The organism is Kitasatospora sp. NPDC057518 (assembly GCF_042802075.1).
Lineage (GTDB): Bacteria > Actinomycetota > Actinomycetes > Streptomycetales > Streptomycetaceae > Kitasatospora.
This window is the reverse complement of sequence record NZ_JBHVEU010000047.1, coordinates 1-12,754: the sequence shown is the minus strand read 5'-3', so window position 1 is coordinate 12,754 and position 12,754 is coordinate 1. Positions and strand designations below refer to the sequence as shown.

General features: G+C 73.3%; 12 protein-coding genes. 7 read left to right on the top strand and 5 right to left on the bottom strand.

Annotated features, from left to right (window positions below; all coding sequences use genetic code 11):
- Window positions 1-6 precede the first annotated feature (6 nt).
- On the top strand, window positions 7-3,180 hold the full coding sequence (locus tag ACFU7Z_RS07590; RefSeq protein WP_159028424.1) for a bifunctional diguanylate cyclase/phosphodiesterase: 3,174 nt from the start codon (window positions 7-9) through the stop codon (window positions 3,178-3,180).
- A 12-nt stretch (window positions 3,181-3,192) separates the two neighbouring features.
- On the opposite strand, the gene ACFU7Z_RS07585 is transcribed toward ACFU7Z_RS07590, so the two are convergent.
- Window positions 3,193-3,426, bottom strand: a complete 234-nt coding sequence (locus ACFU7Z_RS07585) for a multiprotein-bridging factor 1 family protein (RefSeq protein WP_380776865.1) — start codon at window positions 3,424-3,426, stop codon at window positions 3,193-3,195.
- A gap of 110 nt (window positions 3,427-3,536) precedes the next feature.
- Entirely contained in the window at window positions 3,537-3,848 is a 312-nt protein-coding gene (locus tag ACFU7Z_RS07580) for a helix-turn-helix transcriptional regulator (protein WP_049650999.1), read from the bottom strand.
- A 160-nt stretch (window positions 3,849-4,008) separates the two neighbouring features.
- Here ACFU7Z_RS07580 and ACFU7Z_RS07575 point away from each other — a divergent pair, with 160 nt between their 5' ends.
- A complete protein-coding gene (locus ACFU7Z_RS07575; protein WP_380776887.1) occupies window positions 4,009-5,577 on the top strand; it encodes an MFS transporter in 1,569 nt (522 codons plus the stop codon).
- Window positions 5,578-5,651: 74 nt separating this feature from the next.
- Here ACFU7Z_RS07575 and ACFU7Z_RS07570 read toward each other — a convergent pair whose 3' ends face one another.
- Window positions 5,652-7,460, bottom strand: a complete 1,809-nt coding sequence (locus ACFU7Z_RS07570) for a CocE/NonD family hydrolase C-terminal non-catalytic domain-containing protein (RefSeq protein WP_380776864.1) — start codon at window positions 7,458-7,460, stop codon at window positions 5,652-5,654.
- A gap of 144 nt (window positions 7,461-7,604) precedes the next feature.
- Complete coding sequence (locus ACFU7Z_RS07565; RefSeq protein ID WP_380776862.1) at window positions 7,605-8,444, bottom strand: helix-turn-helix domain-containing protein; 840 nt, start codon at window positions 8,442-8,444, stop codon at window positions 7,605-7,607.
- 212 nt (window positions 8,445-8,656) lie between these two features.
- Here ACFU7Z_RS07565 and ACFU7Z_RS07560 point away from each other — a divergent pair, with 212 nt between their 5' ends.
- The 4 genes from ACFU7Z_RS07560 to ACFU7Z_RS07545 all read left to right on the top strand — a co-directional run bounded on the left by ACFU7Z_RS07560 (window position 8,657) and on the right by ACFU7Z_RS07545 (window position 11,807).
- A complete protein-coding gene (locus ACFU7Z_RS07560) occupies window positions 8,657-9,334 on the top strand; it encodes a CPCC family cysteine-rich protein (RefSeq protein ID WP_380776860.1) in 678 nt (225 codons plus the stop codon).
- Window positions 9,335-9,441: 107 nt separating this feature from the next.
- Window positions 9,442-10,533, top strand: a complete 1,092-nt coding sequence (locus ACFU7Z_RS07555) for a hypothetical protein (protein WP_380776859.1) — start codon at window positions 9,442-9,444, stop codon at window positions 10,531-10,533.
- Window positions 10,534-10,557: 24 nt separating this feature from the next.
- Window positions 10,558-11,424 (top strand): DUF3592 domain-containing protein, encoded by an 867-nt coding sequence (locus tag ACFU7Z_RS07550; protein ID WP_380776858.1) that lies wholly within the window; start codon window positions 10,558-10,560, stop codon window positions 11,422-11,424.
- Window positions 11,425-11,441: 17 nt separating this feature from the next.
- Complete coding sequence (locus ACFU7Z_RS07545; protein WP_380776856.1) at window positions 11,442-11,807, top strand: hypothetical protein; 366 nt, start codon at window positions 11,442-11,444, stop codon at window positions 11,805-11,807.
- Here the strand turns inward: ACFU7Z_RS07545 and ACFU7Z_RS07540 are convergent.
- Window positions 11,794-12,177, bottom strand: a complete 384-nt coding sequence (locus tag ACFU7Z_RS07540; RefSeq protein WP_117490665.1) for a VOC family protein — start codon at window positions 12,175-12,177, stop codon at window positions 11,794-11,796. The two genes, ACFU7Z_RS07545 and ACFU7Z_RS07540, sit on opposite strands and share 14 nt — an antisense overlap.
- 198 nt (window positions 12,178-12,375) lie before the next feature.
- On the opposite strand from ACFU7Z_RS07540, the gene ACFU7Z_RS07535 reads away from it, so the two are divergent.
- The gene (locus ACFU7Z_RS07535; RefSeq protein WP_117490663.1) at window positions 12,376-12,717 is read left to right on the top strand and encodes a hypothetical protein; all 342 of its coding nucleotides are present in this window, start codon (window positions 12,376-12,378) and stop codon (window positions 12,715-12,717) included.
- Window positions 12,718-12,754: the final 37 nt, after the last annotated feature.

The following is a 12,754-nucleotide window of genomic DNA, read 5'->3' as shown; positions in this document are numbered from 1 at the left end:
GCCTCGTTGACTCGCCGGCGACAACACCTGATGGTCTGTTACCTGCTCTGGATGGTGCTGTTCACCGGCATCTACTACGCGAATCCCGGCCAGCGGATCATCTGGTGGACCGGCATCGGCCTCGGCGGCGTCGCCGCCATCGTGGTCGGCGTCCGCCTCAACCGTCCCGCGCACGCGCGCTACTGGTACGTGCTGGCGCTCGCCAACCTCAGCTTCACGGTGGGCGAGGTGGTGCAGGCCGTCCAGTTGGACATCCTGCACGTGCCCAACCCGTTCCCGTCCGTCGCGGACGGCTTCTACCTCGCCGAGTACGTGCTGTACGCGGTCGGCGTGCTGGGCTTCATCCGCTGGCGCACGGCCCGTCAGGACCGCGCCGGGCTGCTCGACGCCCTCGTCCCCACCATGGGGCTGGCCCTGCTCGCCTGGATCTACCTGATCCTCCCGTACGCCCGGAACCCAGACCTCGACTGGTTCCAGAAGGCCGTCTCGATCGCCTACCCGCTCGGCGACGTGGTCGTGCTCGCCCTGCTGCTGCGGCTGCTGACCCCGCGCGGCGGCAACTCCCGCTCCCTGCAGCTGCTCGCCGTCGGCTCGCTCGGCATCATGGTCTCCGACGTGCTGTACGGGCTGATCCAGCTGCACGGCACCTGGCACATCGGCACGCCGGTCGAACTCGGCTGGGCGGCCTTCTACACCGCCTGGGGCGCGGCGGCGCTGCACCCGTCGATGGTCGAGCTGACCCGGCCGGTGCCCACCCAGCAGCCGGACCTGAGCACCGCCCGGCTGGTGCTGCTCACCCTGGCCTCGCTGATCGCCCCGGCGATCCTGATCATCGAGGCACTGGCCGGCAACACCAGCAACGCGGGCGTGATCGGCGCCTTCTCGGCGGTGCTCTACCTGCTGGTGCTGGCCCGGCTGGCGGTGGTCGTCTCCGCCCGCAGGCAGGCCGTGGCCCGCGAGCGGGCGCTGCGCGAGGCGGGCGCCCGGCTGACCGCGGCCGTCACGGTGGGGGAGGTCGCGGACGCCGTCCAGTCCGCCGCCTCCACCCTGATGCCGGCCGAGGCCGGGCACGTCGCCCTGCTCTCCGTCGCCGAGGCCGGGGTGCTGCACGTCCGGCACGCCGGGAGCGACACCCCCCGGCCCACACCCGGGGACACCGCGCAGTCCGACCGGGTGCTGGAGCTCGCCACCGCCCGGGAGACCGTGCTGCTGCCCGTCGGCTCCCTCGGCCTGGACCCGGCCGCCACCCCGGCCGACGGCGGCCTCCTCGCCCGCCTCGGCGGCATGCCGTACGCCCTGGTCTGCCCGCTCACCCTCGCCGAGCGCCCCTCCGGCGACCCGCTGATCGGCGCGCTCGTCGTCACCGGGACGGAGCAGGAGCTGGCCGGCCTCTGGAGCTCGCTGGAGATCCTCGCCGCGCAGGCGGCCCTCGCGGTCGAGCGGGTGGTGCTGAGCCGCGAGGTCACCCAGCGCAACAGCGAGCTGTACTTCCGCACCCTGGTGCAGAACGCCAGCGACGTCATCCTGATCCTCGACGCCGACGACGGCGTGCGCTACGCCTCCCCGTCCGCCGCGACGGTGCTCGGCCGCCCCGACCTGGCCGGCACCCCGCTGACCGACCTGGTCCCGCCCGAGGACAGCCGGGAGGTCGGCAAGGCGCTGGCCCGGATGCGCGGGACCGCCGAGCCGCCCCGGGGCGAGCAGCCGCGCGAGCACTGGCGGCTGCTGCGCCAGGACCGCACCCCGATCGAGGCCGAGGTCCGCTCCGACGACCTGCGCGCGGACCCGACCGTCGGCGCCCTGGTGCTCACCCTGCGCGACGTGACCGAGCAGCGGCAGATGGAGCGCGAGCTGACCCACCGGGCCTTCCACGACTCGCTGACCGGCCTGGCCAACCGGGTGCTGTTCCAGGACCGGGTCGGGCACGCGCTCTCCCGGGGCGAGCGCAGCGGGGCCGTCACCGGGGTGCTCTTCATCGACCTGGACGACTTCAAGGTGGTCAACGACACCCAGGGACACGCGGTCGGCGACGAGCTGCTGGTCGCCGTCTCGCTGCGGATCTCCACCGCGCTGCGCGCCTCGGACACCGCCGCCCGGCTCGGCGGCGACGAGTTCGCCGTCCTGGTGGAGGACGCGAGACGGCCCGCCGACGTGGACACCATCGCGTCCGGGGTGCTGGCGGTGTTCGCCGAACCGTTCAAGCTCACGTCGGGCACGGTGCGGGTGACGGCCAGCATCGGTGTGGCGACCACCGAGGACAGCGTGGACGCGACCGAGCTGCTCACCCACGCCGACCTCGCGCTCTACTCCGCCAAGGCGGCCGGCCGCCGCCAGTGGCGCCACTACCGGCCGGCCCTCCAGACCGGCATGGTGGAGCGGCACGAGCTGAACGAGCACCTCGACTCGGCGATCGCCGAATCGGCCTTCCAGCTGTACTACCAGCCGATCGTCGACCTGCGCTCGGGCGATCTGGTCGCCTTCGAGGCGCTGGTCCGCTGGCCGCACGACCGGCGCGGCATGGTGCTGCCCGACGAGTTCATCGCCCTCGCCGAGGAGAGCGGCCAGATCGTCCCGCTCGGCGCCTGGGTGCTGGAACGCGCCGCCCAGGAGGTCGCCGCCTGGCACGCCGCGAGCTCGGCGGCGCGGACGGCCGCCGGCCGGCCGCCGCTGCGGGTCAACGTCAACGTCTCGGCCCGCCAGTTCCGCGACGCCGGCTTCGTGGACGTGGTCCGCCGGGCGCTGGCCGCCACCGGCATCGACCCCCACACCCTCGTCCTGGAGCTCACCGAGTCGGTGCTGATGCGCCGCGACGACCGCGTCCACGCCGACATGGCCACGCTGTCCGGACTCGGTGTCGGCATCGCCATCGACGACTTCGGGACCGGCTACTCCTCGCTGTCCTACCTGCGCGAGTTCCCGATCTCCCTGCTCAAGATCGACAAGTCCTTCATCGACGGCCTCGGCCACTCGCCCCAGCAGTACGCCCTGGTCGAGGGCATCACCCGGATCGCCGACACCCTGGGCGTCCAGGTCATCGCCGAGGGCATCGAGCACCCCGACCAGCGCGACCTGCTCGCCGCGATGGGCTGCCCGCTCGGCCAGGGGTACCTCTTCGCCCACCCCATGGACTCCCCCCACGCCCGCGCCCTGGTCCGCCGGACCTCCTACGAGCCGGTCTGAGGACCTCCCCGGCTACACCTTCCGCAGGGCGCGCGACAGCACCGTGAGCAGCGCCAGCGTCGGCCTCGCGTGCCCCGCCTCGACGGCCCGGACGTCGGCCTCGGCGAGGCCCGTGCGGACGGCGAGGTCGGGGAGGGTGAGACCGAGGGCGGTGCGGCGGTCCCGGACGGCGCGGGCCAGGGCGTCGGCGGGGTCGCCGTCCGGATGGGCGGGGAAGTCCTCGATCAGGGGGCGCGCCAGATCCACCGAACTCTCCTCATCGGCCTGCGGGGCGCACAGTTTGACACGCCGTCAGCCCGCGGCGGCCCCAAGCGGAGGTCAAGGTTCCTTGACCTCCGCTTGGACCTCCCCCGCCGTCAGGAGTCGCCGCGGACCAGGTCGAGCAGCCCCGGGAAGCGCTGGTCCAGGTCCTCGCGGCGCAGCGTGGCGGCCCGGCTGTTGCCGCGGTCGACCTGGCGGATCAGGCCGGACTCGCGCAGCACCCGGAAGTGGTGGGTGAGGGTGGACTTGGAGACCGGGAGGTTGAACGAGGCGCAGGTGCGCGCCGCCCCCTCGCCCTCCCGCAGCAGGGCCGCGACCACGCCGTAGCGCAGCGGGTCGGCGAGCGCGCCCAGGACGGTGCGCAGGTCCATCTCCCCGGTCGAGGGGTGGCCTTCGGCGTCGGGCATCGGTTCCTCCTCCGCAAGGTATGGGTTGCATCGTACCTCGGCGCCATGGCAGCTTTAGGTTCGATCAAATCCGTACCTGGCCACCCCGTGGCCGGTTCAAGCCTGGAGTCACGCCCCCTTGAGCACGCAGCCCACACAGGCCGCACAGCCGACGCAGGCCATGCCGGCCGCGCCGTCAGACGCCCCCGACCAGCGGCGACGCCCCGCCCGCACGCCCGTCCTCGCCGCCGTCCTCCTCGCGGTCTTCGTCGTCCCGATGTCCATCTCCGGCACCGCGGTCGCCCTCCCCCGGATCGGCGCCGGCACCCACGCCGACCTCGCCCCGCTCCAGTGGGTGGTCAACGCCTTCAACGTGGCCTTCGCCTGCTTCACCCTGGTCTGGGGCTCGATCGCCGACGTCATCGGCCGGGCCAGGGCCTTCGCCGCCGGCGTCGCCCTCTACGCCCTCGGCTCGCTCGCCAGCGCCGTCGCCGCCGACGTGCTCTGGCTGGACGCCGCCCGCGCCCTCACCGGCATCGGCGGCGCCGCGATCTTCTCCTGCGGTGCGGCGATCCTCTCCACCGTCTTCGACGGCCCGGCCCGCGCCCGGGCCTTCGCGCTGTTCGGCACCGTCGCCGGGGCCGGCGTCGCCCTCGGCCCGTCGCTGGCCGGCGTGCTGGTGCAGGGCCTCGGCTGGCGCTGGGTGTTCGCGGTGCACGCCGTCGCCCTGGCGTTCGTCCTGCTCGCGCTGCCCGTGATCGCCCGAGCCGTGACCGCCGCACCCGGCGGCAGCGGCGGCGCCGGCGGCGGGCGGATCGACGTCCCCGGCAGCGCGCTGTTCGTACTCGCCATGGTGCTGCTCACCACCGCCATCGTCCAGGGCTCCCAGTGGGGTTGGGGCAGCGCGGGCGTGCTCGGCCTGTTCGCCGGCGCGGTCGCCGTACTCGGCGTCTTCGCGGCCGTCGAGCACCGCAGCGCCCACCCGATGCTGGACCTCGGCCTGCTGCGCGACCGCCGCTTCCTCGGCCTCTGCCTGGTGCCGGTGGCCGCCTCCTTCGGCTTCGTCACCGTGCTCACCTACCTGCCGAGCTACCTGACCGCCGTCACCGGCCGCGGCACCGGCGCCGCCGGGCTGCTGATGCTGCTGCTCACCGCACCGGTACTGGTCCTGCCGATGCTCGCCGCCAGGCTGGTCGCCCGCGGCGTGCGCCCGCTCACCCTGGTCCTCCTCAGCCTGGCCTGCCTGGTGGCGGGCGACCTCGCCCTCACCCTGCTCTCCCCCTCCGCCACCGTGCTGCTGCTCGCCGCCCCGATGCTCATCACCGGCGCCGGGATGGGGCTGTCGGCCGGCCTGGTCGACGGCCAAGCGCTGGAGTTGGTCGACCCGGCCATGGCGGGCATGGCGGCGGGCTTCCTCAACACCCTGCGCCTGGGCAGCGAGGCCGTCGCCGTCGCGGTGTACGGCTCCGCGCTGGCCACCGCGCTCGGCACCCGGATCTCCGACGGCATTGGCGCGCACCCGGGCGCCTCCCGGGCCGGCGAGGTCGCCGACCGGGCGGCCGGTGGGGACCTCGCGGGCGCCGCCGAACTCTCCGGCGCCGCCGACCACCGCGCCTTCACTGACTTCCTGGCGCACGCCTACGACTCCGCCTTCCACTCCGTGCTGTGGGGCCTGGCGGCCGTCGGCGCGCTGCTCGCCGTCCTCATCGCGCTGCTGCTGCGCGGCACCTCCGCCAGGAGCACGGCCTGACGGACGCCGACCGGCCCGCCGCCACGAGGGCGACGGGCCGGGGCCTACGGGCCGGGGCAGGAGCGCCGGGCGGATCAGCCCAGCGGCAGCTCCAGCCGGGACTCGTTCCCGCGCGGCGAACCGATGGTGGTGGTGCTGCCCACCTCGCCCGTGAAGGCGTACAGCCGGTCGCGGCTGTTGACGACCAGCGCCACCCGGTGGCCGACCGGCACGTCGTACGCGGCGGGCTGGAGCTCCCAGCCGACGGTGGCGTCCTGGCCGGGCGTCAGGCCGAGCGCGGTGTACGGCTCGTGGGTGATGATCCGCGCGGTGCCGTCCGGGGCGACGTCGAACAGGTACGCCACCAGGGTGGCGGCCTCCTCGGTGCTGCGCACGGTCAGCCGGACCGCCGCGGCGCCCCGGATCCGGCGGGCCACCCCGTCGCTGCCGGTCAGCGGGTCGGTCGACCAGACCAGCAGGTTCTCCCGCTCGAACTCGGCCAGGACGTACTTCCGGGGGTTGCCCGTCCACTCCTTCTGGCCCGTCTTCATGACCTCGTCCACCGCGGTGGCCTTGGTCTCCAGGCCGGCGGTGAAGCTCCGCGACCAGCCGGCGGCCTGCTTGTCGGCCAGCGCGCCGTCACCGTCGCCGTTGACACCGGTGAGGTACCAGGCCTCCGTGCCGGTGGTGACGTCCGCCCACGAGTCGTGGCCCTCCCGGCGGGCGGCCTCGGTGATCCGCTGCCCGCCGCCCAGCACGGGCTTGGTCTTGTAGGTGAACATGACCTGGTTGGTCACCCGCGGGCGGTTCGGCGCCTCGTTGTCGACACCCAGCAGGTGGTGGTCCAGGAACTCGTAGGCCTCCCGAAGGGGCTCCGCCAGGCCGGGGAACGGCAGGTGGGTCAGCAGACCGGACAGTCCGGCGCCCTCCGGCGCGCCGTGGTCGCCGATCCACAGGTTCAGCTGCTTCGGCACGGTCAGCCGGTTGTAGACGTCGATCACCGGGGCGACCGGGAAGAGGGTCTCGTGCCAGGTGTTGGAGATGTAGGTCGGGATGCCGAGTTCGTTGGTCTTGCCCAGGTACGTCTCCGGCGAGCGCTCGGTGCCCCAGGCGACCACGTCGTCGAGGTCGCGGTTCTGGTCGAACTTGTCGAGGATGTCCAGGGCCTCCTCGTCGAACTTGTCGTCCCGCTCCCCGCCCGTGAAGCCGACCAGCACCTTGACGGCCTCCACGTGCCGGGTGTCGTTGGCGTAGAGGCTGGTGGCCAGGTTGCCCCAGGTGCTCAGCGCGACCACGGCCTTGACCCGCTCGTCCCGGTCGTGCGCGGCGACCAGCTGGCTGATCCCGGAGCCGTAGGACACGCCGAGGAAGCCGACCTTGCTCGGGCTGAAGTGCCCCTCCGCGTAGGTGATGACCTTCGAGCCGTCGGCCCAGTCCTTGGGCCCGGCGACGTCGATGTGCCCCCCGGAGGTGGAGATCCAGCCCGGGTAGCCGAGGCCGCGCGGGGTGTAGGTCAGCACGTGGTAGCCGCGCAGCGCCAGCTTGAAGTAGGCGTAGACGAAGGGCAGCCAGCCGAGCGGGTTCCACCCCGCGGGCAGGATCACGACCGGGCGCTGCTCGTCGCCGTGCAGCTTGATGGTGAACGCCGACAGCTTGAGGTTCTCCTCGACGGGGATCCCGGTGACCTCGACCTCGGCGATCCGCCGCACCTGGGCCACCAGCTCGGCCAGCTCCGGCGGGAGCTGGACGCTCTCGTCGCCCTGGACGGCCGCCACCAGGGCGTTGCCGAGGTCGACGACGGCCTGGTTGACGGTGTTGCCCGGGCCCCGGAGGCCGCTGTCGGCGATCTCCGTGAGGGTCGCCTCGGTGATCGCCGGGATCGGCTGCCCACTGATACTGGCCATGCGAACCACCTTTTCCGTAACGGATGCTGACCGCATCATGGTCCGGAGTGACCGGATGCTAACTGATGCGTCGTCAGATTCGCTCGGATAGGTGGTTCGCGGCCGTCCTCCCTTGCCGATCGCCGAACCGTGGTATTCGCGGCGTCACCCGAGCGTGTCGAGCGCCGAACCGATCAGCGCCCGGGCCCGGTCCCCGTACACGGCCGTTCCGGACAACTTCTCGAAGGCGTCCAGGTAGTGGGCGATCTCGCGGGGCCGGGTGACGGTCAGGCTCGCCGTGAGGGTCTCCACCTCCACCTGCTCGCCGTCGTAGAGGCTGAAGGTCTCCAGCGGCCACACCTCCCGCTCCGCGCCCGCCGGGATGACCCCCAGCGAGACGGCGGGCAGCGCGGTCACGGCCAGCAGGTCCTCCAGCTGCCCGCGCATCACCCCGGCATCCCCGATCCGGTGGCGCAGGACCGACTCCTCCACCAGCAGGGCGCACCGCCGCCCGCCCTCCCGGACGATCCGCGAGCGCGCGAGCCGGGCGTCGACCGCGTCCGCGACGTCGTCGGGGGTGCCGTGGAAACGGGTGATGGCGGAGAGCAACGCCGTTGCGTAGCCCCGGCTTTGCAGGAACCCGGGGACGAGGGAGGAGCTGTACACCCGGAACACCCTGGTGCGCTCGAACAGCGGTACGTAGGAGTTCTGCAGCCGGGTGAGCCCGGTGCGCTGGAGCCGCCGCCACTCCACGTACATCGACTCGGCGGAGCGCGTCGCGGCGATGAGGTCGGCCGATTCCTCCTCTGCCCCGCAGAGCCGGCACCAGGTGCGGATGTCCTCGTCGGACGGCGAGGTCAGCGCGTTGATGATCCGGGAGGACTTGGAGGGGTGCCAGCCGGCCCGGAGCGCCAGCTCGCGCCCGTTGAACCCGGCGTCGCGGCACAGCTCGCGCAACCGGTCGGCGACCTCCTTGCGGACCGCCACCGCGCTGCTGGACGGCATGACTGAGGGCATGGTTCACCTGCCTGGGAATTGTCGGGGTGGACGGCGCACTCCCCGTGCGGCTCCTACCGAGAAGCGTAGCCGCGCACCGCCGCCGCGCCCGAGCCGATTGCACACAGTTGCAGCGGAGTTGGGGAGCAGAACGGAAGGCTGACGAACGGCCGCGCGAAACCGGGTCGCCACCGGCCGGGACGGCGGGCCAGACTGCCGGGGTGGACACTCGTCGGCCTTGCCCCTGCTGCGGCCATCTCGTCTTCGACGTCCGGGAGGGGTGGCCCGGTTCGTCCGTCGTCTGCCCGGTCTGCTCCTGGGAGGACGATCCGACCCAGCTCCGCCGGCCGCTCCTGTCGCGCGGCGCCAACAGCGTCTCGCTGGTGCGGGCCCAGCGGAACGTCCAGGAGTACGGCGCCTGCGACCAGCGCGGCCGCCGCTTCGTCCGGCCGCCGACGCCCGACGAGCCGCTCGACCCCGCCTGGCGGCCCATCGACCTGGCCACGGACGTCTTCGAGGACCGGGCGGACGAGGAAGGCCGCCCCTGGCCCGAGGACCGGTCGGTCTGGTGCTGGTGGCTGCCGTCCATCCCGGGCGCCACCGAGGACCCGACGCCGAGCGTGCCCCGCCTCGTCACCATCGACGTCGGATCCGTCCGCGACGAGAGCGGTCTCCACACCGTCCTGAAGCGCGAACTCGGCTTCCCGCCGTTCTACGGCAGGAACTGGAACGCCTTCTGGGACGCGATCACCGGCCTCGTCGCGATGCCCCGCGAGCTGCGCTTCACCGGCTGGGCCGAGCTGGAGCGCGAGATCCCGTCCTCGGCCGCGCTGCTCCGCAGCCAGCTGGCCGAATTCGCCACGGCCGAACGGGACTTCACGGTCGTCTACGACGAGTAGTCGACCGAGGCCGAAGCCCGTCCGGCAGGGCCCGGCGCCAGCAACTCCCCACTGGTGACGGCACAAAGGCCTATCGGCCGGCCCCTCCGCCCGGCACAATCACCGGTATGACGATCACCCCCGGCGTGCCGCCCAGGCGCAACCTGCCGATCGCCCTCGCCCGCAGTTTCCTGACGGGTGGCGTCATCGGAGGATCGCTCGCCGGGCTGGTCGTCGGCGTCGTCCTGGAGAATGTGCCGCTGCTCGTCGGCGGCCTGGGCGTGCCGATCGGCTACGGCCTGCTGTACCTCCTCGCCGGCTGGCCGCGGCGGGCGCGGGAGGCGGCCGTCGTCCCGCGTACGGCGCTGGCGGTGGTCGAGGGCCGGACCGTCCCCGAGGGCCAGGTGACCGACCGGGCGGTGCGGTTCGACCTCACCGTCGTACCGGACGACGGGCCCGCGTTCCGGGTGGAGCTCACCCAGGACATCAACGTCGCCGACCTCCCCGACTACGTGCCGCGCACCGTCCTGGTGGTCCGCTACCCGCCGGACCGGCCGACGGACATGCGGATCGTGAAGCGGCCGACCCCGGAGTGGGAGGAGCGGGCGGCCGGAGCCCGACTCGACTCCGCACCCGAGGCGACCAGGCTGAGCGAGCCTCCCGAGAGCCGTGCCGTCGGCTTCGTCGGGCTCCTCGGCCTGCTGCTCGCCGCCACGGCCGTCGTCTTCCTGTTCCGCGCGGACCTGTTCGAGCAGCAGCCCGCCGAACCGCCGTCCTCCTCGGCGGACCCCTCGGTCTCCTCCTCATGGTCGGCCGAGGTGGTGACGGGCGGGTCCGGCACCGTCGTGCTCGGCGCCGGCCAGTCCTTCCTCGACGACGGCGCGTTGGGCCGGTCGATCGACTCCGTGACCCGGAACGGCGAGTACGGCCCGGTGACCACCCTCCAGGTGACGGACAACCTGCTGGCGGTGACGTTCTCCTCGGCCGGCACGAAGGCCCGCGAGTTCGACCCGAAGTCGCTGCCCTACGAGCGGTTCCCCGCCCTGGTCGAGGAGGCCAGAACCACCCTCGGCGTCCACGCCCCGCAGGCCTGGAGCATCACTGTCCTCCGCACCGACGGCCCCGTCACCATCACGGTCAGCGTGACCGGGCCTGGGGGCGCCGCCGTGCTGGAGGCGGACGGGCAGGGCCGGGTGCTGCGGCGCACCTCGGCGCACTGAACCACGGACAGGAACGGGACGCAGATGAACTGGCACGGAGTTCTGGCGCTGTGGTGCGGGGCGTTCGGCCTCGTCGCGCTGGTCGGGTACGGGCGGTCGCTGGCCGGCCTGACCCGGGCGCAGCGGACGGTACGGGTGACGGGGCGGATCGAACGGGTGCGGGAGCCGCGGAACGGGAGCTCCCAGGAGGACGGGATCGCGGTGGTCGTCCGCTTCCGGGATCCCTCCACCGGCGAGGAGTTCGTCGTCACGAACGACACCGGGACCGGCGACCTGATCACCACGGCCTGGGTGGGCCGGGAGGTCGGAATCCGCTACCCGCCGGGGCGGCCACACGCCTTCCGGTTCACCAACAGCCCCCAGGACGGCGGGCGCGGGCTCGGCCTGCCGAACTCCGCGGTCCTCCTGATCTACGTCGGGCTGGTGGTCGTCGCCTCGATCGACTGGGGCTGGCCGTGGGCCCTGGTCGCGGTCTGCGGGCCGCTCACCGTCCTCACCGCCTTCCATCTGCCCGGGGAGCGGCGGCGCATGAGGAAGCGTCTCGCCGAGCTGGACGCCATGGCGTCCGCGACGGGCCGCGTCATCGCCGTCCTCAGGACCGTCGAGACCGACGCGGACGGCGACCTCCGCACCAGCCGGACGCCCGTCTACTCCTTCACCACCCCCGAGGGGACGGCCGTCACCGGCTACCAGCCCTCGTACCTGTCCGACACCACCGCCGTGTACGGCCAGGAGGTCGTGATCCACTACGCGCCCGACAACCCGGCCGACTTCACACCGGCCCTCGCCGCCACCCGCGGGTCCGTGGAGGCGAACCTCGGCTGCGCGGTCCTGGCCCTCGTCATCCTGGCCGCGGCGGCGGTCACGGGAGCGGTCCTGCTCTCCCGGTAGCCCCCGGCACCCCGTCAGTGGGAAGTCGGCGCAACGGCGCGCCCGGGGCCCTGGTCTGGCTCGAACGGCACGGCGTCGACTTCACCGCCGTCCTCGCCCTGACCGGGCTCGCCATGGCCTGCGCCCTCGCCTGGCCGTGGGGACGGCGCCTCCCGCGCGGGCCGCTGCTCGCCCTGGCCTGCGCGGGGACGCTACTGGTCCCGTACGGCCTGCTCACCGCGCTGCTCGCCCTCACCGGGGACGGTGGCGGCGCGGCGGCGCCGATCACCGGGTGGGTCGCGCCGGCCGGGGTCGGCGCCTTCCTGGGGATCGGGACGGCCCTGGGCGTCGGGGCCTGGTCGCGGCTCCGGCCGCGGCGGCGCGCCGGCGTCAGGGGTTCGTGACGGCTCGGTCGGAGTCGCTGCGCAGCACGCAGAACTCGTTGCCCTCGGGGTCGGAGAGGACGGCCCACCCCGTACCGTCGGGGTTCCGGTGGTCGCCGACGAAGGTGGCGCCGAGGCCGAGCAGCCGCTCCACCTCCTGGTCGCGCGAGGTCTCGGGCCGCAGGCACAGGTGGACCCGGTTCTTGACCGTCTTCGCCTCGGACACCTGGTTGAAGTACAGCACCGGCCCCTCCGCCAGCAGCACCTGCGTCTCCCGGTCCCCCGGCCGGCAGTCGGGGTCCAACGGCCGACCGGTCACACCACTCCAGAACCGCGCCAGCTCATAGGCGTCCGCACAGTCGATCGCCACGTTCTGCAACACCGAAACCATGCGCGCGAGTCTCCCCGATCCCCGCGCCGGACGCCACCGGGTCGCGCCCGCTCCCCGCACCCCCGCCGAGGGCGGGACCGGCCCGTGAGGAGCGGCCCCGCCGACGGCCCTGACCTGCGGCGATACGGCCCGGGTGCAGGCCCTCACGGACGTGCCTACGGTGGAGGGAGTAGCCCAGAGCATCCAGGAGGTTACGTTATGACTTCCGAGAAGAAGCCCGTCCAGCTCACGGCACGCACGGTGAGCGGCCACGTGGTCGCCAACGCACCGATCAGCGGCGACTTCGAGGCCACGCTGACCGACACGGACGGCAAGCCGATCGTGGGGCGGCAGATCACCTTCTACAGCACCGCGAGCGGCCAGCGCGTCGGCTCCGCGACCACCGACCAGAGCGGGATCGCCAAGCTGAACTCCGGCTCCAAGATCCTCGATCCGGTCATCGTCGCCAGCACCCTCACCACCGGCTGCGAAGCACGGTTCGAGGGCGACGACGAGTACCAGGCGGCCTCCGCCCACGCCGGCACCGCGGTCGGCGTGTAGTCGGCGCCGTACCCGGACACGTGCGGAGTGGGAAGTC

What these genes read in the sequence shown, in the direction of transcription:
- ACFU7Z_RS07580 (WP_049650999.1), bottom strand. Translation starts at nt 3,848, where the DNA reads ATGCCCGACGCCGAAGGCCACCCCTCGACCGGGGAGATGGACCTGCGC.
- ACFU7Z_RS07575 (WP_380776887.1), top strand. Translation starts at nt 4,009, where the DNA reads ATGCCGGCCGCGCCGTCAGACGCCCCCGACCAGCGGCGACGCCCCGCC.
- ACFU7Z_RS07570 (WP_380776864.1), bottom strand. Translation starts at nt 7,460, where the DNA reads ATGGCCAGTATCAGTGGGCAGCCGATCCCGGCGATCACCGAGGCGACC.
- ACFU7Z_RS07565 (WP_380776862.1), bottom strand. Translation starts at nt 8,444, where the DNA reads ATGCCGTCCAGCAGCGCGGTGGCGGTCCGCAAGGAGGTCGCCGACCGG.
- ACFU7Z_RS07555 (WP_380776859.1), top strand. Translation starts at nt 9,442, where the DNA reads ATGACGATCACCCCCGGCGTGCCGCCCAGGCGCAACCTGCCGATCGCC.
- ACFU7Z_RS07550 (WP_380776858.1), top strand. Translation starts at nt 10,558, where the DNA reads ATGAACTGGCACGGAGTTCTGGCGCTGTGGTGCGGGGCGTTCGGCCTC.
- ACFU7Z_RS07540 (WP_117490665.1), bottom strand. Translation starts at nt 12,177, where the DNA reads ATGGTTTCGGTGTTGCAGAACGTGGCGATCGACTGTGCGGACGCCTAT.
- ACFU7Z_RS07535 (WP_117490663.1), top strand. Translation starts at nt 12,376, where the DNA reads ATGACTTCCGAGAAGAAGCCCGTCCAGCTCACGGCACGCACGGTGAGC.